20 protein-coding genes are annotated in these 23,022 nt (G+C 61.5%); 12 read left to right on the forward strand and 8 right to left on the reverse strand.

The genetic code is table 11. The annotated features are described in order from the left end of the window. Positions 1 to 75: 75 nt before the first annotated feature. The 7 genes from murD (at position 76) to ftsZ (ending at position 9,395) form a co-directional block, all read left to right on the forward strand. Complete coding sequence (murD, locus tag QMK33_RS07070) at positions 76 to 1,464, forward strand: UDP-N-acetylmuramoyl-L-alanine--D-glutamate ligase (protein ID WP_283563864.1); 1,389 nt, start codon at positions 76 to 78, stop codon at positions 1,462 to 1,464. Between the two features lie 11 nt (positions 1,465 to 1,475). Continuing rightward, a complete protein-coding gene (locus QMK33_RS07075) occupies positions 1,476 to 2,675 on the forward strand; it encodes an FtsW/RodA/SpoVE family cell cycle protein (RefSeq protein WP_283563865.1) in 1,200 nt (399 codons plus the stop codon). 100 nt (positions 2,676 to 2,775) lie between these two features. Then, positions 2,776 to 3,864, forward strand: coding sequence for an undecaprenyldiphospho-muramoylpentapeptide beta-N-acetylglucosaminyltransferase (gene murG / locus QMK33_RS07080; RefSeq protein ID WP_283563866.1), 1,089 nt, complete (start codon positions 2,776 to 2,778; stop codon positions 3,862 to 3,864). 86 nt (positions 3,865 to 3,950) lie between these two features. Further along, positions 3,951 to 5,336: a UDP-N-acetylmuramate--L-alanine ligase gene (gene murC / locus QMK33_RS07085; RefSeq protein WP_283563867.1), complete on the forward strand. Its 1,386-nt coding sequence runs from the start codon at positions 3,951 to 3,953 to the stop codon at positions 5,334 to 5,336. A gap of 201 nt (positions 5,337 to 5,537) precedes the next feature. Further along, positions 5,538 to 6,296: a cell division protein FtsQ/DivIB gene (locus QMK33_RS07090; RefSeq protein ID WP_283563868.1), complete on the forward strand. Its 759-nt coding sequence runs from the start codon at positions 5,538 to 5,540 to the stop codon at positions 6,294 to 6,296. A gap of 85 nt (positions 6,297 to 6,381) precedes the next feature. Continuing rightward, entirely contained in the window at positions 6,382 to 7,785 is a 1,404-nt protein-coding gene (gene ftsA, locus QMK33_RS07095) for a cell division protein FtsA (RefSeq protein WP_283563869.1), read from the forward strand. A 95-nt stretch (positions 7,786 to 7,880) separates the two neighbouring features. Further along, positions 7,881 to 9,395: a cell division protein FtsZ gene (ftsZ, locus tag QMK33_RS07100; RefSeq protein ID WP_283563870.1), complete on the forward strand. Its 1,515-nt coding sequence runs from the start codon at positions 7,881 to 7,883 to the stop codon at positions 9,393 to 9,395. Between the two features lie 232 nt (positions 9,396 to 9,627). Here the strand turns inward: ftsZ and QMK33_RS07105 are convergent, their stop codons facing one another. Genes QMK33_RS07105 through QMK33_RS07115 form a run of 3 tightly spaced genes read right to left on the reverse strand, consistent with a single transcriptional unit; the run spans position 9,628 to position 12,698 of the window. After that, on the reverse strand, positions 9,628 to 10,749 hold the full coding sequence (locus QMK33_RS07105) for a cytochrome-c peroxidase (RefSeq protein ID WP_283563871.1): 1,122 nt from the start codon (positions 10,747 to 10,749) through the stop codon (positions 9,628 to 9,630). Between the two features lie 22 nt (positions 10,750 to 10,771). Beyond that, on the reverse strand, positions 10,772 to 11,905 hold the full coding sequence (locus tag QMK33_RS07110) for a cytochrome-c peroxidase (RefSeq protein ID WP_283563872.1): 1,134 nt from the start codon (positions 11,903 to 11,905) through the stop codon (positions 10,772 to 10,774). 7 nt (positions 11,906 to 11,912) lie between these two features. Continuing rightward, complete coding sequence (locus QMK33_RS07115) at positions 11,913 to 12,698, reverse strand: MbnP family protein (protein WP_283563873.1); 786 nt, start codon at positions 12,696 to 12,698, stop codon at positions 11,913 to 11,915. Positions 12,699 to 12,978: 280 nt separating this feature from the next. Between QMK33_RS07115 and QMK33_RS07120 the strand changes: the two genes are divergently transcribed. The 3 genes from QMK33_RS07120 to QMK33_RS07130 all read left to right on the forward strand — a co-directional run bounded on the left by QMK33_RS07120 (position 12,979) and on the right by QMK33_RS07130 (position 17,501). Further along, a complete protein-coding gene (locus tag QMK33_RS07120; RefSeq protein ID WP_283563874.1) occupies positions 12,979 to 13,329 on the forward strand; it encodes a hypothetical protein in 351 nt (116 codons plus the stop codon). 117 nt (positions 13,330 to 13,446) lie between these two features. Beyond that, the gene (locus QMK33_RS07125; RefSeq protein ID WP_283563876.1) at positions 13,447 to 15,786 is read left to right on the forward strand and encodes a TonB-dependent receptor; all 2,340 of its coding nucleotides are present in this window, start codon (positions 13,447 to 13,449) and stop codon (positions 15,784 to 15,786) included. A gap of 104 nt (positions 15,787 to 15,890) precedes the next feature. Next, positions 15,891 to 17,501: a PepSY domain-containing protein gene (locus QMK33_RS07130; protein ID WP_283563877.1), complete on the forward strand. Its 1,611-nt coding sequence runs from the start codon at positions 15,891 to 15,893 to the stop codon at positions 17,499 to 17,501. 115 nt (positions 17,502 to 17,616) lie between these two features. Here QMK33_RS07130 and QMK33_RS07135 read toward each other — a convergent pair whose 3' ends face one another. From QMK33_RS07135 to QMK33_RS07150, 4 genes are all read right to left on the reverse strand, one after another. Then, positions 17,617 to 18,144 carry an NADPH-dependent FMN reductase gene (locus tag QMK33_RS07135; protein ID WP_283563878.1) on the reverse strand — a complete coding sequence of 176 codons (528 nt, stop codon included), beginning with the start codon at positions 18,142 to 18,144 and terminating at the stop codon, positions 17,617 to 17,619. A 165-nt stretch (positions 18,145 to 18,309) separates the two neighbouring features. Beyond that, entirely contained in the window at positions 18,310 to 19,101 is a 792-nt protein-coding gene (locus tag QMK33_RS07140; protein WP_283563879.1) for an SDR family oxidoreductase, read from the reverse strand. 123 nt (positions 19,102 to 19,224) lie between these two features. Beyond that, positions 19,225 to 19,602, reverse strand: a complete 378-nt coding sequence (locus QMK33_RS07145) for a cupin domain-containing protein (protein WP_283563880.1) — start codon at positions 19,600 to 19,602, stop codon at positions 19,225 to 19,227. Between the two features lie 169 nt (positions 19,603 to 19,771). Then, positions 19,772 to 20,377: a pentapeptide repeat-containing protein gene (locus tag QMK33_RS07150; protein ID WP_283563881.1), complete on the reverse strand. Its 606-nt coding sequence runs from the start codon at positions 20,375 to 20,377 to the stop codon at positions 19,772 to 19,774. 132 nt (positions 20,378 to 20,509) lie between these two features. On the opposite strand from QMK33_RS07150, the gene QMK33_RS07155 reads away from it, so the two are divergent. Continuing rightward, positions 20,510 to 20,923, forward strand: a complete 414-nt coding sequence (locus QMK33_RS07155) for a hypothetical protein (protein ID WP_283563882.1) — start codon at positions 20,510 to 20,512, stop codon at positions 20,921 to 20,923. Between the two features lie 52 nt (positions 20,924 to 20,975). Here QMK33_RS07155 and lysA read toward each other — a convergent pair whose 3' ends face one another. After that, on the reverse strand, positions 20,976 to 22,190 hold the full coding sequence (lysA, locus tag QMK33_RS07160; protein ID WP_283563883.1) for a diaminopimelate decarboxylase: 1,215 nt from the start codon (positions 22,188 to 22,190) through the stop codon (positions 20,976 to 20,978). 255 nt (positions 22,191 to 22,445) lie between these two features. Here lysA and QMK33_RS07165 point away from each other — a divergent pair, with 255 nt between their 5' ends. After that, entirely contained in the window at positions 22,446 to 22,961 is a 516-nt protein-coding gene (locus QMK33_RS07165; RefSeq protein WP_283563884.1) for a DinB family protein, read from the forward strand. Positions 22,962 to 23,022 lie beyond the last annotated feature (61 nt).

The raw sequence follows: 23,022 nt of genomic DNA on the forward strand, positions 1-23,022 counted from the left end.
AGCTTTAGCTTGCCACCGCTAGCGCAACATAATTTCTCCCTAACAAGGGTAAGCCAAAGCTTACCCTACGCTGCAATGAATATCGTAATTCTCGGAGCCGCCGAAAGCGGCGTTGGTGCCGCCCTCCTCGCGCAAGCGAAAGGCCACACCGTGTTCGTATCCGACCGCGGCGAAATCCAGCCCGAGTACAAGCAAAAACTCACCACGGCGGGCATCGAGTTCGAAGAAAACCAGCACTCGCTGCCCCGCATTCTGCAAGCCGAGGAGGTAATTAAAAGTCCCGGCATCCCCGAGAAATCGACAGTTATCCAGGCCCTGCGCGAGCAAAAAACGCCGATTATTTCCGAGATTGAGTTTGCCAGCCGTTACACTCAGGCGCGCTTTATCGCCATCACCGGCACCAATGGCAAAACCACCACCACGCTGCTCACCTACCACCTGCTGAAGGAAGCCGGCTACAGCGTGGGCCTGGCCGGCAACATCGGCTACTCGCTGGCCGAGCAGGTAATTACCAATGAGTTTGACTATTACGTACTGGAGCTGAGCAGCTTCCAGCTCGATGACATCTCGTACTTCCGGCCCTGGATTGCGGTGCTGCTCAACATTACCCCCGACCACCTCGACCGCTACGACTACTCCCTGGAAAAATATGCCCGTGCTAAGCTGCGCCTCGTGCGCAACCAGGACAGCGACAGCTACTTCATCTACAATGCGGATGATGAGAATATTCAGCGCTTCTTCCAGGCGGCGCTGCGGCCCATGCGCCAGATGCCGTTCAGCCTGCACCACCGCCCCGATTACCAGTTGGCTGGCTATTATGACCAGGAAACCCGCCTGCACGTAGACCTGCTGCCCGGCTACTACAGCAAAACTGAGTACATCAGCACCGCTAAATCGCCGCTTATCGGCGAGCATAACCGCCAGAACGTGCTGGCCGCCGTGCTGGTCGCCCGCATCGCCGGCATCAGCATTGCGCAGATTGAGGCCACGCTGGCCACCTTCCATAACGCCGACCACCGCTTGCAGTTGGTGCGTAAACTGGCTGATGTAGAGTATATTAATGATAGTAAAGCTACTAACGTGGAGGCCGCCTGGTACGCCCTTGACGGCGTGAAACGCCCCATCGTCTGGATTGCCGGCGGCACCGACAAGGGCAACGACTACGCATCCCTGCAGGCCCTGGCCCAGCAAAAAGTGAAAGCTCTTATCTGCCTTGGCGTGGACAATGCCAAGCTGCGCGCCGCCTTCGGCAGTACCGTGCCCCACCTCGAAGAAACCCAAAGTATGGCCGATGCCGTGCGCCGCGCCGCCGCCCTCGCCGCCCCCGGCGACGTGGTGCTGCTCTCGCCCTGCTGCGCCAGTTTCGACCTCTTCAAAAACTACGAAGACCGCGGCCGCCAATTTGCCGCCGCCGTGCAAGCGTTAGCGCCATCCGAATCAGCAAAATCCGCGCAATCTGTCTAAATCTGCGATTTATGGAAGCTCCTCACCGCCTCACCTGGCTCCAGCGCAACCTCAAGGGCGACCCCATTCTGTGGGCCATTGTCATTTTGTTCTCGCTCATCAGCATTGCCGTGGTCTACTCGGCCACCGGCACGCTGGCGTATCGCAACGAGCTGCACGGCCGCAACGGCTCGGTCGAGATGATTGTGCTCAAGCACAGCAGCTTGATATTTATCGGGCTGGGTCTCATGTGGTTAGCGCACCGCATCGACTACCGCCACTACTCGCGGCTGTCGCTCTACGCGCTGCTGTTGTCGGTGCCGCTGCTGCTCTTCACCTACCTCATGGGCGGCGAAACCAATGGGGCCTCGCGCTGGCTCACCATCCCGGTTATCAACCAAACGTTTCAGCCCTCCGACCTGGCCAAGCTGGCGCTTATCTCGCACCTGGCCAGTATGCTGAGCCGCCGCCAGCAGCATTTGCACGATTTTAAAAGTACGCTGCTGCCGGTAATGGTCTGGGTAGGAGTCATTTGTGGGCTAATTGTATTGTCCAACGCCTCCACGGCCCTGCTGCTATTTCTGACCTGCCTGCTGCTTATGTTCATCGGCCGCGTGCCGATGCGCCAAATGCTGGTGATGGTGGTCATTGGCGTGGTGCTGGGCGGGGCCGGCCTGGCCGCCGGGCAGCGCTTGGGCACGGTCGTATCGCGCATCACCAATTTCACCGACCACACCAAGAAAGTGGCCTTCCAGTCGGAGCACGCCTACATCGCCATTGCCACGGGTGGCCTCACCGGCAAAGGCCCCGGCAAAAGCACCGAGCGCAACATCATGCCGCACCCATACTCCGACTTTATCTACGCCATTATTATCGAAGAATACGGCATGATTGGCGGCCTGGTCGTGCTCTTCCTGTACCTCGCTTTTCTCTATCGAGGGCTCAAAACCGTGATGAATAGCCAAGGCGCGTTCGGCGGCCTGCTCTCGGCCGGCTTGTGCTTCAGCCTGGTGCTGCAAGCCATGGTAAATATGGGCGTAGCCGTGGGCCTGGGCCCCGTAACGGGCTTGCCATTACCCATGCTCAGCATGGGTGGCACCTCGCTGATATTCACTGGTTTAAGCGTGGGTATTATATTGGCCGTGAGCCGCGGCGAGCGCGAAACCCGCCCCATGGCCGGCGAAGCCACCGACACGCCCCGTATCCCCAGCAAGCGCGCGCAGCACGCATAAATTCAAGCTGTTAGCTAATAGCCATTAGCTGCTAGCTTTCTAGCATAATAACTATCCATAAAAAGCTATCAGCCAGCAGCTAATAGCTAACAGCTCACTTATGAAATTCATCATCTCCGGCGGCGGCACGGGCGGGCATATTTTCCCGGCGGTAGCAATTGCGAACGAAATCCGGCGGCGGCAACCCGACGCCGATATCTTGTTCGTGGGTGCTAATGGCCGCATGGAGATGACGCGTGTGCCCGAAGCCGGCTACCAGATTGTGGGCCTGGATATTACCGGCTTGCAGCGCCGCCTCACGCCCCAGAATATTCTGTTCCCGGTGCGGGTATTTCGCTCGGTGCGCCGGGCCGGCAAACTACTTGAGCAATTTCGGCCCGATGCCGTGGTGGGCGTGGGCGGCTACGCCTCGGCCCCGGTGCTGCTGGCCGCCACCTCGCGGACTATTCCGAGCCTTATTCAGGAGCAGAATTCATACGCTGGCTTGGTTAATAAATTGCTGGGCCGCCGCGTGGGCAAAATCTGCGTGGCCTACGAGGGCATGGACAAGTTTTTTCCGGCCGATAAAGTCGTGCTTACCGGCAACCCCGTGCGCGCCGAAATTGCCCACGGCGACCGCGCCGAAGCCATGCAATTTTTTGGCCTCGACCCGAATAAAAAAACCTTGCTCGTCATTGGCGGCAGCCTCGGGGCGCGCACCCTCAACCTGGCCACTGCCGCCGCCCTGCCCCGCTTGCGCGAGGCCGGCGTGCAGCTGCTCTGGCAAACCGGCAAGCTCTACTTCCCCGAGGCCCAGCAGCAGGCCACGCCCTACGCCGCCAGCCACCTGCAAGCCCTGGAGTTTATTAAGCGCATGGACCTGGCCTACGCCGCCGCCGATGTGGTAGTGAGCCGCGCCGGAGCCCTCTCGGTATCAGAGCTTTGCCTCACCGGCAAGGCCAGCGTGCTGGTGCCTTCGCCCAACGTGGCCGAGGACCACCAGACCAAAAACGCCCTGGCCCTGGTGGGCAAAGGTGCGGCCGTGCTCATCACCGACGCCCACGCCCCCGAACGCCTCTACGACGAAACCCTGCGCCTGCTCGCCGACCCCGAGCGCCAGCAGCAGCTCAGCGAGCGCGTGCGCGAGCTGGCCCGCCCCGATGCTACCAAAGATATTGTGGATGAGCTGTTTAAGTTAATCAGAAAGTAAAGGGAACAAAATGGTCCGTCATGCTTCGGCTCCACTTCGTTGCGCTCAGCATGACGGTCTGAATTATCAGCAGTAAAAAATAAATAATGCAGCAATTTCCCTACATATTTTTCCTCGGCATCGGGGGCATTGGCATGTCGGCGCTGGCGCGTTGGTTCAAGGCTAATGGCCACCAGGTCAGCGGCTTCGATAAAACCGAAACGCCGCTTACCCTGGCTTTGCAGGCCGAAGGAATTGCCGTGCACTACGCCGACGAGGTGAGGAATATTCCGCTGGAAATTCGGGAGCATAAAGCGCAGACGCTGGTGGTGCTCACGCCCGCCATTCCGGCCACCAGCCTGGAGTGGGCGTGGCTGCGCGCGCAGGGCTACGATATTCGCAAGCGCAGCCAAGTGCTGGGCCTGCTCACTCAGGGCCGGCCCACCATCGCGGTGGCCGGCACCCACGGCAAAACCACTACCAGCAGTATGGTGGCGCATTTGCTGCACCACGCGGGCCTCGATGCGGGCGCGTTTCTGGGCGGCATCGCCGTAAACCTGGGCTCGAATCTATTGCTGCCCAACAGCCCTGATGCGCCCGTGGTAGTCGAGGCTGACGAGTACGACCGCAGCTTCCTCACGCTGTACCCCGACGTGGCCATCGTGACAAGCACCGACGCCGACCACCTCGACATTTACGGCGAGCAAAGCGCGCTTATCGACTCGTTTTGCCAGTTTGTGAGCCAGATAAAGCCCGGCGGCACGCTGCTGCTCAACCACACCGCCGATGCCCGCGTGGCCGCTGCCGTGCCGCCCGGCACGCGGGTGCTGCGCTACGGCCTCACGGCCGCCGAAGGCCCCGATTTATTTGCGGCCAATATTACAGCTCAGGGCCACCAGTTTCACTTCGATTTGCATGGCCCCGAGGGCGTAGCAACGGGGCTGGAACTGGCCGTGCCGGGTTTCCACAACGTGGAAAATATGCTGGCCGCTGCCGCCGCCGCACAATTATTTGGCGTCACGGCCGCACAACTTCCTGAGGCTGTGGCTACTTATCAGGGCGTGAAAAGGCGTTTTGAATTTATCGTAACCGGGCCCGACAAAGTGTACGTAGACGACTACGCCCATCACCCCCGGGAGATAGAAGCCTTTCTGCGCTCGCTGCGGGCATTATACCCGAATAAAAAAATCTGCGCCATTTTTCAGCCCCACCTATTTACCCGCACGCGCGATTTTGCGGAGGGCTTTTCGCAGAGCCTGAGTCTGGCCGACGAAGTGATAGTATTGGATATCTATCCGGCCCGCGAGCTACCCCTGCCGGGCATCACGGCAGCCATGCTGTTGCCCGCCATTACCTCGGCAGCTAAATCCTTGCAAACCAAGGAACAAGTGTTGGAAAGAGTGGAAAATAACCCTACTTTTGATATCCTGGCAACCGTGGGTGCCGGTGACATCGACACGCTGGTTCCGCAGCTAAAAAGAATTCTGAATTAATCGAAATTAACCGCCCATCATTGCGAGCGCAACATTCTGCGCATCAAGCAGAGATGGAGTGCGGCAATCTTTCCTGGTCGTTCGCTTCACTGAGTTAGTAACCCGACCGTGAAGAAAAGATTGCCGCGCCCCACCTCTGCTTGATGCGCAGAATGTTACGCTCGCAATGACAAACGCTTAGCCTTAAAAGCATTATACATCGTGACCAAAACCGTTCGCAATTTGCTCGTCGCGCTTGCCTGCCTGCTGGGGCTGGGAGGTATGGCCGCGTTTGCGGCTTTTCGGCAGGCCCACCGCCCGGTGCAGGACATTGTGGTGAACGTGGCCAACGACGCCGATAATTACTTCATCAGCGAGCGCGGCGTCACGGCCCTGCTCACCAACGGCGGTAAGGAGCCCGTGATTGGCACCGTGCCCGAGGGCGACCGCCTGCGGGAGCTCGAAAACCGCCTCAAGGCGCACCCTTTCGTGCGCGACGCCCAGGTGTACCGCGACCTGTCGGGCACGCTGCACGCCGATATTCACCAGAACCGCCCCATTGCCCGCCTCGTGCACCCCGACGACCGCCTCGATGCCTACGTCGATGCCTCGGGCAAGCGCCTGCCGCTTTCGCCGCTCTACACGGCGCGGGTGGCCACGGTGAGCCGGGCCGGTGGCGGCACGCTCCCCAGTAATTTTTTTCAGGATAGCACTAGTAGGGGTTACCTAGATTTCCTGCGCTTCGTAGACGAGCATCCCTTCTGGCGCGCCCAGGTGGCTGAGGTGTTCGTGGAGCCGGGCGGTAAGCTCAGCTTTACGCAGCAGGTTGGCGACCAACGCATCGAGTTTGGCGCACCGGACAACATTTCGGAGAAATTCGCCAAATTGATGGTATTTTACCGACAAATACCCTCGGTATTGGGCTGGGATACGTACCATCGCGTCAACGTAGAATACCAAAACCAAATAATTTGCGAGTAGTAACTGCTTGGCAATCATAAATCTATTTTTTACGTGTCTTGCTAACTAGTTTAGCTTCTGCTCTTTCACTGCCTACCTCCATCCTATGCAACAAGATAAAATCGTCGTCGGTCTCGACATTGGTACAACGAAAATCTGTGCCCTGGTAGGCCGTAAAAACGAGTATGGCAAGCTCGAAATTTTGGGTATGGGCAAGGCTGTGTCCGATGGGGTACAGCGTGGCCTTGTGCTCAACATCGACAAGACCGTGGATGCCATCAAGCGCGCCATTCGGCAGGCCGAGGAGCAGTCGGGCATCGATATTGGGGTGGTGAACGTGGGCATTGCGGGGCAGCACATCAAGAGCTTGCAGCACAATGGCTCCATCACGCGGCCCAGCAGCGACACCGAGATTACCCAGGACGATGTGAATCGCCTCACGGCGGATATGTACCGGTTGGTGACCCCGCCCGGCTCGCAGATTATCCACGTGATGCCGCAGGAATACAAAGTTGACTTTGAAGGGGGCGTAACCGACCCCATCGGCATGGCAGGCGTGCGCCTGGAAGGTAACTTCCACATTATCACGGCGCAAAGCGCGGCTATCAACAACATCAACAAGTGCGTAACCAAGGCGGGATTGGCCATTGCCGACCTCATTTTGGAGCCGCTGGCGTCGAGCGTATCGGTGCTGAGCGACGAGGAGAAAGAAGCCGGCGTGGCCCTGATTGATATTGGCGGTGGCACTACCGATTTGGCGGTGTTTAAGGATGGCATTATTCGCCACGCGGCAGTGCTGCCGTTTGGGGGTAACATCATCACCCAGGACATCAAGCAGGGCTGCAACGTGACGCCCAACCAGGCCGAGCAGCTAAAGGTGAAGTTTGGCAAAGCCATTGCCGAGGAGGCCAGCGACTACGAAATCGTGAGCATCCCGGGCCTGCCCAACCGCCCACCCAAAGAGGTGTCGCTCAAGAATTTGGCCTATATCATCGAAGCCCGCATGTCGGAGATTATCGAGCTGGTGTATGCCGAAATCTATCGTATGGGCCTGCAAGACCAGCTCTCGGCCGGCATTGTGCTGACTGGCGGCGGTTCGCAGCTCCAAAACCTGGAGCAGCTGACCGAGTACCTCACCGGCCTCGACACGCGCATCGGCTACCCCAACCAACACTTGGGCAAAAGCAAAATCGAAGCCGTGAAGTCGCCGATGCACGCCACCGGCGTGGGCCTCGTGCTGGCCGGCTACCAGGCGCAGGACGAGCGCATTGCCCGCCCCGGCTACGGCGAGGAAGAGGTTTCGGCCTACAACTACCAGCCCGTGGCCCCGGTGGCCGCGCCGGTGGTGCCCAGCTTCACGCCCCAGGCCCCGGCCCCGGTGGCCCCGGCGGCCACTACCCCCGAGCCGCCTAAACCGGCAAAGGAGCAGAAAGGTCTCAAGTTTTTGGGTGACATCACCCGTAAGCTGAAGGGTATTCTGATTGACGATTTTGACGATAAGCAATATTAATCAATGAGCGAATGAGTGGATGAGTGATTGAGTGAATGGCCCAGCCGCCTGCTCAAGCGCTCATTCACTCAATCACTCACTCACTCATTGAATCTATGAATTTTACCTTCGACATTCCTGCCCAAAGCCGCTCCATCATTAAGGTGATTGGGGTAGGGGGTGGGGGCTCCAATGCCGTGAAGCACATGCATAAGCAGGGCATCAAGGACGTGGAGTTTATTATCTGTAATACTGACCGGCAGGCCCTGGAAAGCTCCACGGTGCCCAATAAGCTCCAGATTGGGGTAGACCTGACCGAAGGACTAGGCGCGGGGGCCAAGCCCGAGCGCGGCCGCCAGGCGGCCCTTGAAAGCCGCGAGCAGATTCGCGAGCTGCTGAGCAACGGCACCAAAATGCTGTTTATCACGGCCGGCATGGGCGGTGGCACGGGCACGGGCGCAGCCCCGGTTATTGCCCAGGTGGCGCAGGAGCTGAATATTCTGACGGTGGGCATCGTGACGGCGCCTTTCCTTTTTGAGGGTAAGAAGAAGCGCGACCAGGCCGAGCAAGGCATCAAGGAACTGAGTGAGCATTGCGATACGGTGCTGGTGATTCTCAACGATAAGCTGCGCCAGCTTTATGGCAATCTTACCATGGGCCAGGCCTTTGCCAAGGCCGATACGGTGCTAACCACGGCAGCCAAGTCGATTGCCGAAATCATTACGGTGACCAGCGATGTGAACGTGGACTTCGAGGACGTGAAAACGGTGATGAAGGACTCGGGGGCGGCCGTAATGGGCAGCTCGATTACGGAGGGTGAAAATCGCGCCCGCCGCGCCGCCGAGGAGGCGCTGAACTCGCCGCTGCTCAATAATACCGACATCAAGGGCGCGCAGCGCATCCTGCTCAGTATCATGTCGGGCGACCAGGCCGAGCTGGAAATGGATGAACTGTCGGAAATCACCGAGTACATCCAGGATAAGGCCGGCGAGGATGCCGAGATGATTTTTGGCCATGGCACCGACGATACGCTGGGCCAGAGCATCCGCGTGACGGTTATTGCCACCGGTTTTGCCCGCGAGGCGCACACCATCTCGACCAACACCCGGCCCGCCGAAGCTACCCCCGAGCCAGTGGCTGCGGCCCCGGTAGCGGAGGTAGCCTACGACAAGCCCGCGCAGCACGCCACCACGGTGCCCGTAGTGCCGAAGTTCATCACGCCCGAGCCCGCCCGCGTTACCTACGAGCTCAACGGTCCCAACACGCCCAACGCCCAAACCGGGCTAGCGGGCGCACCCATCACTGCCCCCGGCGACCCCGTGCTGCTATCATCGAGCCAGGGCCAGGGCCAAGGCTCGGCGCAGCCGGGCCAGCCCGCCCCGCCCCGCCCGCGCCCCGCCATTTTGGAGGCCCAGGCTGAGGAGCGTCGCCGCCGCTTGCAGCAGCTCAGCCAGAACCAGGGCCTGTCGCCGGAAGCCACCACGCACCTCGATACGCCCGCCTACCTGCGCCGCGGCCAAAAGCTGGAGCCCGTGACGCCCAGCAGCGCCCAGAACATCTCCCGCTTCAACCTCAGCGACGACAACGAGCTGCTGGGCGACAACCGCTTCCTGCACGATAATGTCGACTAAATCACAGATTTAGACAGATTGCACTGATTTTGCTGATTCGGGCGCAATCGCAGATTCAAACAGATTTCGCTGATTCAGACGTCAGCTAAAGCGCTGCATACAAGGTATTTATCAGGCATGATTGACATACAAAAGGGTGGCTGCTTCTCGAAGCGGCCACCCTTTTGTATGTCAATCATAGTATGCGCCGCTATCTGACATCTGAATCAGCGCAATCTGTCTAAATCTGCGATTATTGGGGGGCGGATTGTTGCTTGTTATTGATGAAGGTGGAGTCGGTGAGGGTTTTAAGAAAGGCTAGCACTTGGCGCTTTTCGGGGGCCGTGAGGTCCATGTGGGTGCCGAAGGGCGGGTTGTTGAGGCCTTGGATGAGGTTGTTGTCGAGGCCGGGGCTTGCCATTTGCACGTGGTCGGAGTAGTGGTCGAGCACCTCTTCCAAGGTTTTGAAGCGGCCGTCGTGCATGTAGGGGGCAGTGAGCGTGATATTGCGCAGGGTAGGGGCAATGAACTTACCCTGGTCCACGGCTAGCTTGGTAATGGCCCCCCGGCCGGGGTCGGGGAAGGTGAGGTCGAGGCCATTGTTAAAAAACCGGCCCTCGTAGTTTGACGACATCAGCGGCTGGGTGTGGCAGTGAAAGCACTCGGCCCCGCGCACCACGCCGGGCGCGATGTGGGTGGTGTAGAGCTTCAGGCCCGTCACCTCATCAGCCGTAAAGCCCTGGCGGGTAGCCATGTACTTATCGTAGCGCGAATTGCCCGAAATGAGCGTGCGCTCAAACTGAGCCAGCGCCTTCAGGGTTAGCTCATTGGTAATCGTTTTGGTGCCGAACGCGGCCTGGAAAAGCGCCGGGTACGTGCTGCTGGCCCGCAACTTAGCCACGCCCATAGTGAGCGATTGGTGCAGCTCGATGGGGTTTTCGAGGGGCTTTAGGGCCTGGGTTTCGAGGGTAGTAAAGGCGCCGTCCCAGGTGAGCTGGGTGCTCCAGCCTACGTTGGCCAGCGACATGGTGCCGCGCGGGTTGGCTACTCCATCGACACCCACAGCCAGGGCGCGGCCATCGGTGAAGGCCTTGCTTTGCTGGTGGCACGAGCCGCAGCTCATGGTGCCGGTGCCGGACAGCGCCTTTTCGTAGAACAGCTGGCGACCCAGCGCCACGCCCTCGTTGGTGAGCGGGTTATCGGCTGGGATAACGGGCGTAGGGAAGCCCGCCGGCACCACCAGCTGGTAGGCCGTGGGCGCAGTGGGGGTGGGCTCTACCGATGGCTCACTGCCCTTGCCGCAGCTGCTGAGGCCGAGTAAAGCGCTGGCTGCCAGCAGTAAAGGTGCCCGAAACCGCGTAATAAACAGCGCCATAAAAAAGAGATAAAGAGCGGAGTTAGCGGCCAAAAAGTACGGCGGTCACCGCAGCCTCAACGCGCAGAGTAGCCGGCTTGGTTTCCAACGTGGGGTCGGCTAGGCGCTTATCAGTAAGAAAGCTATTGTCGGTGAGCGTATTCAGAAAAGCAAGTAAATCAGCCTGTTGCGTTTCATTGAGTGCAATGCCCAGGCGGCCGCCCGGTGGGCGCAGCAGTGGGTCGAGGGTGCGCGAGGGCCGCACACCGTGGGCGTAGTGGGCCAGCACCTGCGGCAGCGTGGCAAAGCGACCGTCGTGCATGTAAGGCGCGGTGCGGGCCACGTTGCGCAGGCTGGGCACGGCAAAGCGGCCGGCATCGGCGGGTAGCAGCGTAATGTGCGCCCGCCCCGAATCGACCGGGAAGGACTTGTCTAACCCATTGTTACGAAAGGAGTTATCACTAAACAGCTCGCCGGCGTGGCAGCCACCGCACTTGGCCACGAATAGCGCGTGGCCGCGCCGCTCGGGGGCCGTGAGCGTGCCGCCCGCCTCGTGGCGCACGTACCGGTCGTAGCGCGAATTGGCCGACGTGAGGGCCGCCGTGAACTGCGCCAGGGCCCGCAAAAACTGCGGCGTATCGATGGTGCCCGGCCCGTAGATGGCCGCGAAGCGCTGGCGGTAGGCGGGGTCGGCGTTGAGCCTGGCCAGGGCGGTGGCCAGGGGGGTGTTCATCTCGGCGGGGCTGGTGAGGGGGGCCAGGGCCTGCAATTCGAGGCCGTGCACGCCGCCATCGGCCATGAAGCTGGTGCGCCAGCGCAGGTTTTGCAGGGTGGGGGCGTTGCGCGGGCTGCGGCGCCCGGCCACGCCAAGGGCCAGCGTCCGGCCGTCGGTGAAGGCCCGGCTTTGCTGGTGGCACGAGCCGCACGACACGGTGCCGCTGCTCGACAGGCGCGGGTCGTAGAACAGGGCCCGGCCCAGCTCGAAGGTGGCGCGGTTGGGCTGGTTTTTAGCCAGCGCGTAGGTCATGGCCGGGAAGTTGGCGGGCTGCGCGGCCCCCGGCATGGCCGCGGCCGCGGCGGGCCGCGCCGTGCCGTAGCCGCCGGCCGCGAGCAAGGCCGCCAGCCCCAGCAGCCCCAACCCGGGCCACGCTGCCGATTTCCACCACCCGGTTCGCACGCCCGCGCTAGTTTACCTGCGTTTTGGTGACGGTAAACATGCCCGCGGCGTAGTTTTTGGCTACTTTCATGGCCTCGGGGCCGGGCATCATGCCGTTGGAGAACGTGCTGAGGGTGATGTGGTTAGCACCGTCAAACAGCTTCAGCACGTCGGCCTGCACGGCGATGGTTGACGTGTGCGAGCCGTTCACCCTCAGCACGTTGCCATTGAGGGCGGGCGTGGCCGTTACGATAGCATTGTTGGGGTCGGTGTAGCCGCCGATGTGGCAGGTGATGGGCCGCGCCGGGCTGGCGGAGGTCACGGTGCCCTCCATTTTCATGGAAATGTGGCCCGTGGCCCAAACCCAGTACATGCTGTTGGCGGGGTTGAGGGCGCCGGTGAGCCCGAGCGGGTCGGCCTGGGTGGTGGCCGCATCGACGCCCACCACGAAGCTCACGCCGGTGTAAGTGCCCGCGGGCACGCCCGTTATGGCCAAGCGCTGCGAGGCGGGCTGGGCCTGGTCAACGAGGAAATACGTGTTGGGCGCGGCATACACGGTGCCGTCGCTCTTCGTAAATTTCAGATTGGAAACGTAGTACTTGAGGGTAGCAACGGTGAAGGTTTCGCCGGCCGGCGTGGCGTAAGCCGTGCCATCGAGGGCCAGGGCCTTGGTACCCACCACGTTGGAGATTTGCAAATCGACCTCGCCGGGCGTGGTTATTTCGGGGTCGCTGTCTTTTTTGCAGCCGACAAAAACGGCCGTCGAAGCCACAAACAGCAAGCCGCAAAGGGTAGTAAACGAGCGGGTTCTCATCGGGATAGTAAAGAAAGCCAAGGCGAAAGGTGCGCAGGAAAGGGTGGCCGTCAGCATAAGCCGCGCGGCCGAAAAGTTCGACCCCGGCGCGGCGGCTAGCCACCTGCGCAATGCTTGTTAAAGGTAGCAGATTTACAGGGGCTAAACTAGCGCCGTTGGTTGTGGGGCGCGTGAAGAAATTGCCAATAAGCGGCCAACGCAGCCGGATAACCGGCAACTGCCCGTATTTTTGCCCTCGGTTCACCCTGTTTATTTTCTGTTGAAATCCTGTTTCGCCTATTTGCTCGCGGTCCTCGTGCTGCTGCAAACCTTCAGCCGTGAGCTGTTGGTGGTAGATTTTACGTTGAACCAGGCTACCATCACGGCGCGCTTTTGCGTGAACAAGGCCCGGCCCCTGCTGCACTGCGATGGCAAGTGCTACTTCGCCAAAAAGCTGAAGCAGCAGGAAGAGCGCGAAAGCCGCTCGGCCGGCCCGCTCAAGGAGCGCCTCGAAATGCTGCCGCCCGCCTTCGCGGCCTGGCAGCCGCAGGCCACGCGCCCCGTGGCGCGGGTGGTGGCGCGCTACCGCCGCCTCGTGCCGGGCACCTACGCTGCCCCGCTAGGCACCGTGTTCCGCCCCCCGCTGGGCTAAAAACCAACCTTCGACTGGGGAGTTGCCGGCCGGCCGTGGCCCGGATGCCGCTTGGCGCGCATTCCGGCCTGCCGAGCCTTGCCCCCTTGGTTTGTTTTTAACCTGATTTTCAAGGGGATGAAGTCTATTTTTATGACTGCTGGGCTGGCCGTTGCCAGCCTGAGCTGCGCCGTGGCGCAGCAAACCACCCTGCGCGGCACCGTGCTCGATGCGCAGTCGCAGCAGCCGCTGCCGGGCGTAACGGTGGTAGTGCCCGGCAGTAGCCTGGGCACCACCACCGACGCCGCTGGACACTTTACGCTACCCGCGGCAGTCGATGTGCGGGAGGTAACTATTTCATTTATAGGATATAGTGCCCAGGAGGCGCGCGTGCCTGCTAACGGCCAGGCCCTCACCGTACGGCTCGAAGCTGCGCCAGTGAGCCTGCAAGGCGTGGTGGTGTCGGCGAGCCGCGAGCAGGAAAAGCGCACCGAAGCACCGGTAGCTATCAGCCAGCTTTCGCCGCAGCTTATTGCCGATACCAAGGCCACCGCGCCCTACCAGCTGCTCAACAAGGTAGCGGGCGTGTACATGGTGAACCTCGGCAATGAACAGCACATGATGGCTATCCGCCAGCCCATTAGTACCAACGCGGTGTACCTGTACCTGGAAGATGGCCTGCCCATTCGGCCCATCGGTATCTTCAACCACAACGCGCTGTATGAGATAAACCAGGCCGGCGTGCGCAGCATAGAGGTGGTGAAGGGCCCGGCCTCATCGCTCTACGGCTCCAACGCCATCGGGGGGGCTATAAATTTTCTGACGCAGCGCCCCACGCCGTTGCCCACGGCGGGCATTTCGGTGCAGGGCGATGGCTTCGGCTATCGGCGCGTCGATGCCAGCGCCAGCGGCCCAGCCGGCCGGCTGGGCCTGTACGTGGGCGGCTACGCGGCCCGGCAGCGCAACAGCTGGCAAGACTACACCGACTTCGATAAGCAGTCGTGGACGGCGCGGGCCGACTACCGGGTTAGTGCTAAAACGCGGCTGGTGGGCATGGGTACCTACAACTACCTCAACACCCAAACGCCGGGCACCCTGGACAGCACCCGTTTTTACAGCCGCCGCTACCAGAGTAACAACCGCTTCACCAACCGCGTGGTATCGGCGGTGCGGGCCAGCCTGCGCCTGGAGCACGACTGGAGCCCCGCGCAGCAAACGGCCTTTACGGCATTTGCACGCTACAACTCGACCGGCCAGCTGCCGAGCTATTTTATCAGCGATATGCGGGTTAAGGGCGTGTATCAAAGTTCTAACGGGCAGGTAAATAACCAGTCGTTTCGTAGCTATGGGGCGCTGGCGCAACACCGCCTCGACCTGGGCTTTCTGAACTCGCGGCTCATCGTGGGTGGCTATTTTGATTATAGCCCGAGCACGTACTACGCCCGCTACCTGACTATTGACAAGGACGTGGCCAACAACTTTTACACAGGCTACACCGACACCGGGCGCTACCTCGACAACTACCAGATTGACCTCTTCAACACGGCGGCCTACGCCCAGTATGAGGTGCAGGCCACTGAGGCGCTGCGGATAGTGGGAGGCCTGCGCTACGACCGGGTACAGTACAATTTCAGTAACAACCTGAGCGGCGCGCAAACCACCAAAAAAGCGGTCCAGAACAATACCTACAACATTGTGGCCCCCAAGCTTGGCCTGACCTACGCCCTGGGGCCGGCGCAGGGCCTGTACGCCAACTTCAGCACCGGTTTTCAGCCGCCCGAAACGGGTAGCCTCTACAGCTCGCGCCAGACGATTGAGCTAAAGCAGGCCAATTTCAACAATTACGAGGTGGGCGGCTGGGTGGCGCTGTTTGAGCGCAAAGTGTATATCGACCTGAGTGCATACGTGTTAGAGGGCCGCAACGAGATGGTGAGCCTCTTGCAGCCCGACAACACCACGCAGAGCGAAAACGTGGGCGCGACCCGCCACCGGGGTATCGAATACACGCTGACCTACGCGCCGGTATCGGAGGTGAATTTCCGCGTGAGCGGCACCAACGTGCAGCATACCTACTTGGAATACAGCGAAGTAGTGCAGGGCAAAAACCGCGACTACGCCGGCAACCGCATGGTGAGCGCCCCCACCTGGATTGCCAACGCGGAGGTGTTCTACAAGCCGCGCTTCGTGCCCGGGGCCCGGCTGGGGCTTGAGTACCAGCGCATTGGCCAGTATTTCACTAACGCGGCCAATACTAAGACCTACGCCGGCTACAACCTGCTGAACCTGCGCCTCGGCTACCGCCTGCCGCAGCCCGCCGTGCGCGGCCTCGAAGTGTGGGCCAACGTGGCGAACCTCAGCAATGAGCTGTACGCCAGCCTAGTAACCAGCAACCAGTACGGCACCACCTACCAGGCCGCCGCGCCGCGCACCGTTACGCTGGGCCTGGGCTACACGTTTGCTGGCAAAGCGCGGGAGTAGCCCTCCGCGCTCACCCCCCGGCCCCCCTCGCTTCATGCGCGATATCCTCCGGGAGAGGGGGGGACGAATCGTTGACAAGATTTAACTGCTTAATAATTAACCATATGCAAGCCACTTCCCCGCCGCCCCGCGCGGCCGCCTCGCCCGTGCGGCGCTTTGTGGGCCGGCACCTGTACCGCTGGCACCGTACGCTGGGCCTGGTCACGCTGCTGCCCGTTATTATGTGGACGCTCAGCGGGCTCTCGCACCCGCTGATGTCCAATTGGTTGCGCCCGGCCATTGCCCACGAAACCGTGCCCGCGCCGCCGCTGCTGGCCAGCCAGCTCACCGTGCCGGTGGCGCAGCTGCTGGCCCAAAACCACCTGGCGGCCATCCAAAACCTGCGCGTAGTGCGGCTGCTTCGCCAGCCCGCGTATCAGCTCACCGACTTTCGGGGGCGGCTGCGCTACTTCCTGGCCGCCACCGGCCAGGAAGTGCCCGGCGGCGACCAAGCCTACGCCGAGGAACTGTCCCGCTACCTGCTGGCCGACTCGACCAGCGCCTTGGCCCGCGCCGAGCGCCTGACGCACTACACGGGTGATTATAAGTTTATTAACCGCCTGCTGCCCGTCTGGAAAATCACCTTTGCCCGGCCCGACGGCATGGCCGTGTATATCGAAACCGGCCAGAGCCGCCTGGGCACGTTCAACAACCTGGCCCGCGCCCGCTTCCTGTGGGTGTTTGGAATGCTGCACAACTGGGATTTTCTGGATGCGTTGCCCCGGCCGCTGCACCTGGGTATCATGCTGGTTTTTACCACCGTTATCTGGCTGTCGGCGCTGAGCGGGCTGGTTATCTACGGCTTTGTGCGCCAGAAATTGCAGCAGCCCCGCTCGGCGCACGACCAGGTGGGCTGGCTGCGCCGCCGGCACCGCACGCTGGGGCTGTGGGTGGCGTTCGTTACGTGCACGTTTGCCTTCAGCGCATCGTACCACCTCTGGCAAAAAATCACGCCTGACCGCCGCGACGCCGTGGCGCGGGTGAGCGCCTTTGCCGCCAGCGAGCTAACCTGGCCGCTGGCCGACGCCCTGGCGGGCCCTGCGCCCGCCACGCGGCTATCGCTGGCGCGCGTAGCCGGCCAGCCCTACTACCGCCTGGTGAGCAAAGGCGCTGACGGCCAGTCAACTGTGCATTACCGCAGCACCCGCGACGGTACCGAACTGCCCAATGGCGAAATGCGCTACGCCGCCGAGCTGGGCCAGGAGTTTATGCTGGCGCTCGATGGCCGCCCGGCCACGGCCAGCGCCACCGGCGCGGCCGAAGACGGTGCCTTGCCCGACTGCTGCACCGCGCCCGCTCTTACCACCGAGGCCCCGGTGGCCATTGGCGCGCCCGCCGTGGCCAACTTGGGCAGCTCTACCGAGTCCGACCCCGAGCTGGTAACCAAGTTTGCCGGCGAGTATGGCTTCGTAAACAAGCGCCTGCCGGTAGTGAAGCTGGCCTACGCCGGGGCCGGCCACCCGGCCCTGTATGTGGAGCCCGCCACCGGCCGCCTCGCCGCGCGCGTCACTGACGGCGACCGGCGTGAGGGGCTTTCATTTGCCGTGCTCCATAAATTCTTCCTCATGGATTGGGCCGGCAAAAACGTGCGCGACGCCGTGGCCATGCTTTCGGCGCTGGGTGTGCTGGCCATTACGCTCTATGGCTTCGTGCTGTTGCTGCGAACACGTAAATAATTGTTGGTTAGGTAGTTAGCAAAAAAGAAAGAACATTATGCTGAACGCAGTGAAGCATGACGTTCTTTCTTAATTACCCATTACCCATTACCCATTACCCATTACCCATTACCCATTACCAAGCCAGCAGGGCTTCGGCTTGCTCGCGCAGCACCTGGCATAGCAGCGGGTCGGTTATCTGGCCTTCCTTGGAGAGGTGCTGGCTGATGTTGGGCAGGCGCACGCGCTGGGGCAACACATTGCTACCCAGATAGAAAAGGATGTCGGTGAGGTGGCTCAGGGCCAGCAGGCCGCCCTGGCCGCCGCTGCTCAGGCTCACGAGGGCCGCTTTTTTGCCGCGCAGGCCGCCGGGGTAGGGCAAGGCGTCGATAAAGGCCTTGAGCGCGCCGGGAATGGAGCAGTTGTACTCGGGCGCGAAAATGACGACGCGCTCCGAGTGGTCGAGCGGGGCCGCCAGCTGGTTGAAAGCCGCGTGCTTGCCCGCGTTGTGGTAGAGCGCAACGCTAAGAAAGTCGGTGGGTAAATCCACCAAGTCTAGAAACTGGTAGGGGGCGTCCAGCTCATCGAGCAGGCTGGCGTAAAATTCGGCCACGCGCCGGGTGCGCGATTGGGGGCGGCTGGTGCCGACGAGCAGGGTAATCAAAATAAAGAATTCAGTATAAATACGTCATTGCGAGCGCAACGAAGTGGAGCGCGGCAATCACCTTGGAACGATAGTAAAACAACTCAATTAGCTTGTTCTGGTTTCGTTCTGGGGCGATTGCCGCGCTCCACTTGGTTGCGCTCGCAATGACAAATAAGGAGAAGCCTAATAAAGACCCCGCAGCCAGCCGCCATCCACGGCCGTAGAGGTGCCGGTGATGTAGCTGGCCCGCTCGGAGCACAGGAAGGCGGCGAGCGCCGCAAACTCGCGCGGCTCGCCCAGGCGGCGCATGGGTATCTCGCTGGTCCAGCGTTCGGTAGCTTGCTCGGGGCTGATGTTGTCGCGGGTGGCGGCGGCGCTGGCCAGGTGCTCGACGCGCTCGGTGCGGGTGTAGCCGGGCAAGATGTTGTTGACCGTGACGCCGCTGGCCGCCACCTCGGTAGCCAGGGTGCGGGCCATGCCCGTAACGGCCGCCCGCAGGCTATTGGAAAGCATGAGGCCCGCCACGGGCTGCTTCACGGCGATGGATGTGATGTTGAGAATCCGGCCCCAGCCGCGGGCCTGCATGCCGGGCAGCACGGCCCGCGTAAGCTCCACTACGCTGCTGAGCAGCAGGCGGGTAGCGGCGTCCCAGGCGGCGGCATCGTGCTGCTCGAAGGTGCCGGCGGGCGGCCCCCCGGCGTTGGTCACCAGGATATCGACCTGCCCAAACTCGGCCAGGGCGGCCTGCACCAGCCGGGCCACGTCGGCGGGGTTGGCCACGTCGGCGGCCACGCCCAGCACCCGCGCCCCGGTAGCGGCCCGGATGGCAGTGCAGGTTGCCTGCAAGGTTGCGTCGGTGCGGGCGCACAGCACCAGGCTGGCGCCTTCAGCCGCCAGCTCTTCGGCCACGGCGCGGCCCAGGCCCTTGCTGGCGGCCGTTACGAGGGCTACTTTTCCGGTTATTCCGAGGTCCATTTTGGTAGGGTAAGGAAAGTTGTCATTGCGAGCACCGCGAAGCAATTGTACCAGAACGATGCCCGAACGACTCGTTCCGGTGCGATTGCTTCGCGGTGCTCGCAATGACAATTGAGTTAGTAACTACTTCTGCCGCAGGTAGCTGTCGCTGCCGTCGAGCCAGTCCTGGCGGGGGGGACTGAAAACGTCTACGTCGAGGGTGTCTTCCAGGGCTTCGGCCTTGTGCGGCAGGTGCGAGGGGATGGTGAGCACCTCACCGGCCCGCACGATTACCTCCTGGCTTTCGTCTTCGCCGAGGTGAAAGCGCAGGGCTCCTTCTAAAATGTAGGTAATCTGCTCGTTATGATGCGAGTGCTTGGGTACGAGCGCGCCTTTTTTGAGGTACACGTGGGCCAGCATCATCTGGTCGCCGGTGATGAGGCGGCGCGCAATGGTGTCCGACAGCTCGTCCTTCGGCATGTCGTCCCAGCGGTAGTGGGTGGCGGGGGGGATTTGGTCCATGAGAAAGGGGATGGAGTGGGATGGGGGAGCACAAAAGAACGTCAGGCAGACCAAAGGGAAGCCTCTCGCTCGCCCCGTTGAACAATTGTAGTTGCTATCCCACGCGCGAGGTTTCCCTTCGGTCTGCCTGACGTTCTTTTGCCCTTGTTACTCATTACTTCCTCACTCACTACTCCACCACGAGGCCGTACTTATCGAGCAGGCCCAGCAAGCCGGCAAGCGCAAAGCGAGCGCCCGTCAGGTTATTATTCTCGGGGTCGAGGCTGAAGCCAGTGGCCGTGGTGAAGTCGGCCCCGGCCAGCAGGGTGTTGTGAAAATTGGTGCGGGTAAGGTCGCAGCCCTGAAAAACGGCGTTGCTCAGGTCGGCATTCGTGAAATCGGCCTCGTCGAGGCTGCATTGGCCGAAGTGGGTGCCCGCCATTTTCTTGCCCCCAAAGGAGGCGTAGCGCAACTGGCAGCTATCGAAATGCACCCCAAACAGCATGTCGAGGCACGCGCCGAAGCTCACGCCCAGCAGCTTGCAATCGGCGAAAGCCACGTTTTGCAGAGAGGTGCTGCTGAGCTTGGTGGTGGTGAGGTTGCAGCGCTCAAACAGGCAATCCTCGAAGCGCAGGCCGGCCAGGCTGGCCTCGCTAAAATCGCACTGCACGAAGCGAAACTGCTCAAAGTCAGTACCTAGCGCCAGAAGGCGGGGCGCATCGAGGCCGGTGAGTACGTTATCGGCAGGAAAATAATCGGGCTTGCGGAGGGCAGCGGGCTTGCGGCGGGGCTTCATAGACCGCAAAGTAAACGGCGCGCCGCCCTAACCTAAAGCGGTAATTCACAGTTTAAGGCGGGTTGCCCCGGCTTCGCCCCACCCACCGGCATATTTCGGTTGGGCACGAGCCGGCCGTTTTGCTTGCGTGTTATGCCCGCCGATTCTCGTACTATCTACTTCAAAAACAGCATCGGCTGTATCTGGGAAGAGCCACAGGCCTACCTGCGGCTCGATTATTACCCCGGCCTCCGCGAAGAAGGACAATTCCGGTCGATGCTGACGCACTTGCGGCAGGCCATGCAGCGCCACAGCTGGAGCCGCGTGCTCATCAACCAGCAGCAGATGAACCCCTTCACGCCCGCCGAAGAGAGCTGGATGAACAACGAATGGCTGCCCCGGGCCGTGCAGGAAAACGGCTACCGCTACGGGGCCGTGCTCGTGGCACACGACGTATTTGCCCGCCTCGCCATGAATAGCGTGCTCGCCACCAGCCGCCGGCTCGGCCACCTCTACCGCAATTTTGAGGGCGAAACCGACGCCGTAAACTGGCTTTTGGGGCAGTGAGCTGGTGAATGAGCGAATTAAAAGTAGGTAATTCACTCATTCACCAACTCACTCATTCACCAATAACCTGCCCGGCCAACAGGTCTTCAAAGGTTTGGCGGCGGCGGATGAGGCGGGGCGGGGCGTCGCCATCGAGCAGCACCTCGGCGGGGCGCAGGCGCGAGTTGAACGAGCTGCTCATCTCGAAGCCGTAGGCGCCGGCGTTGTGGAAGGCAAGTACGTGGCCCTCACGTACTTCGGGCAGCAGGCGGTCCCAGGCAAAGGTGTCGGTTTCGCAGATGTTGCCCACCACCGTGTAGAGGCGCTCGGGGCCGGTGGGGTGCGAGAGGTTGCTGATGTAGTGGTACGCATCGTACATCATGGGCCGGATGAGGTGGTTGAAGCCCGAGTTGACGCCCGCAAATACCGTGGCCGTGGTGTGCTTCACGGTCGCAACCTCCACCAGCAGGAAGCCCGCCTCGCTCACCAGGTACTTGCCGGGCTCAAACCAGGCTTCGAGCGGCCGGCCGTATTCCTGCTCAAACTCCTGGAAAGCCATTGTCACCTGCTGGCCCAGGCTGGTCATGTCGGTTTCGTAGTCGCCGGACTTGTAGGGTACTTTGAAGCCCGAGCCCAGGTCCAGAAACTCCAGCTGCGGGAAGCGCCGGGCGGCGTCGAACAGCACTTCGAGGGCCCGCAGGAACACCGCCACGTCCTTGATTTCGGAGCCCGTGTGCATGTGCAGGCCGCGCACGTGCAGGCCGGTGCCCTTCACCACGCGCTCCAGGTGGCGCATTTGGTGAATGCTGATGCCGAACTTGCTGTCGATGTGGCCGGTCGATATCTTGTAGTTGCCGCCCGCCTCAATGTGCGGGTTCAGGCGCACGCACACCGGGTAGCTGCCGCCGTAGGTGGCCCCAAACTGCTCCAGCAGTGATAGGTTGTCGATATTGAGGTTCACGCCCAGCTCCTTGGCCTCTACCAACTCGCTGAATGCCACGCTGTTGGGCGTGAAGAGAATGTTTTCGGGCCGGAAGCCCACGTGCAGGCCCAGCTTTACTTCGTTGAGGCTCACGCAGTCGAGGCCCGCGCCCTCGGCTAGCATCACCTTCAGGATGGCCACGTTGGTTAGCGCTTTGCAGGCGTAGAAAAACCGCGTGGGGTGGCCGCTAAAGGCGGTGGTAAGCTTCTGGTATTGAGCCCGAATAGTATCGGCTTGATACACATAGAGCGGGGTGCCAAACTGCGCGGCGGCGGCCAGCAGGGCCGTAGTTGGAAGTGCAGACATAAGTACCCGCAAAAATACGTTGGCCGGCCCTGGTAGTAGCGTGGCCCCCGAACTTTGTGCGCCACCCCAATTCGCGCCCGCTGGCGGGTACTCGTCCGGCCACATGCCCCGGTCCGTCGGCGAAGCCGGCCGGCCGGTTGCAGTATGCGCCGCCGGGCCCGTCGTGCAGTCCTGTTTCCCGCGTCATCCGGTTGGCTGGCGAAGCTAGCCGACCAGCGCACCTGCCTTGATTTACAAATTGCGTTAGCAATAACTATGTCCCAGAACCTGCCCGAAGTCTGGCTGCGCGGCCCGCTGCCCGCGGTGCCGCCGCTGCTCCAGCCCGTAGCCCACGCCCTGCTGCAAGCCCGCGAGGAAGTGGCCAAAATCATGGCCGATTTCCCGGCCGCACGCCTAGCCGAGCGCCCGTTGGGCCTGGCCTCGGTGGGCTTCCACCTGCGCCACCTGGCGGGCGTGCTCGACCGCACCTTCACCTACGCCCGCGGCGCGGCCCTCAGCGAAACCCAGCTGACCTACCTGGCTACCGAAGGCCAGCCGCCCACGCACCCCGGCGCCGCGCAAGAGTTGGTGCAACTGTTTAATGAGCAAGTAGATAAGGCCTTGGCGCAGCTAGAGGTTACTCCCGAAACCAGCCTGCCCGAGTGGCGCGGCGTGGGCCGGGCGCAGCTGCCGAGCACCGTTATCGGCCTGCTGGTACACGCCGCCGAGCATACCACGCGCCACGTAGGGCAATTGCTGGTAACGGTTAGGCTAGTTATGAATTATCAATAACTGCTGTTACGCAGGGCCTTAGTACCGGCTACGCCAGGGGTGTAGCGCGGACTTTGTAGTC

The organism is Hymenobacter sp. H14-R3 (assembly GCF_030063445.1).
Lineage (GTDB): Bacteria > Bacteroidota > Bacteroidia > Cytophagales > Hymenobacteraceae > Hymenobacter.

Bases quoted from the DNA above. Each gene is read 5' to 3' on its own strand.
- murD (WP_283563864.1), top strand. From the start codon at position 76: ATGAATATCGTAATTCTCGGAGCCGCCGAAAGCGGCGTTGGTGCCGCC.
- QMK33_RS07075 (WP_283563865.1), top strand. From the start codon at position 1,476: ATGGAAGCTCCTCACCGCCTCACCTGGCTCCAGCGCAACCTCAAGGGC.
- murG (WP_283563866.1), top strand. From the start codon at position 2,776: ATGAAATTCATCATCTCCGGCGGCGGCACGGGCGGGCATATTTTCCCG.
- murC (WP_283563867.1), top strand. From the start codon at position 3,951: ATGCAGCAATTTCCCTACATATTTTTCCTCGGCATCGGGGGCATTGGC.
- ftsA (WP_283563869.1), top strand. From the start codon at position 6,382: ATGCAACAAGATAAAATCGTCGTCGGTCTCGACATTGGTACAACGAAA.
- ftsZ (WP_283563870.1), top strand. From the start codon at position 7,881: ATGAATTTTACCTTCGACATTCCTGCCCAAAGCCGCTCCATCATTAAG.
- QMK33_RS07105 (WP_283563871.1), bottom strand. From the start codon at position 10,749: ATGGCGCTGTTTATTACGCGGTTTCGGGCACCTTTACTGCTGGCAGCC.
- QMK33_RS07115 (WP_283563873.1), bottom strand. From the start codon at position 12,698: ATGAGAACCCGCTCGTTTACTACCCTTTGCGGCTTGCTGTTTGTGGCT.
- QMK33_RS07125 (WP_283563876.1), top strand. From the start codon at position 13,447: ATGAAGTCTATTTTTATGACTGCTGGGCTGGCCGTTGCCAGCCTGAGC.
- QMK33_RS07130 (WP_283563877.1), top strand. From the start codon at position 15,891: ATGCAAGCCACTTCCCCGCCGCCCCGCGCGGCCGCCTCGCCCGTGCGG.
- QMK33_RS07140 (WP_283563879.1), bottom strand. From the start codon at position 19,101: ATGGACCTCGGAATAACCGGAAAAGTAGCCCTCGTAACGGCCGCCAGC.
- QMK33_RS07145 (WP_283563880.1), bottom strand. From the start codon at position 19,602: ATGGACCAAATCCCCCCCGCCACCCACTACCGCTGGGACGACATGCCG.
- QMK33_RS07150 (WP_283563881.1), bottom strand. From the start codon at position 20,377: ATGAAGCCCCGCCGCAAGCCCGCTGCCCTCCGCAAGCCCGATTATTTT.
- QMK33_RS07155 (WP_283563882.1), top strand. From the start codon at position 20,510: ATGCCCGCCGATTCTCGTACTATCTACTTCAAAAACAGCATCGGCTGT.
- lysA (WP_283563883.1), bottom strand. From the start codon at position 22,190: ATGTCTGCACTTCCAACTACGGCCCTGCTGGCCGCCGCCGCGCAGTTT.
- QMK33_RS07165 (WP_283563884.1), top strand. From the start codon at position 22,446: ATGTCCCAGAACCTGCCCGAAGTCTGGCTGCGCGGCCCGCTGCCCGCG.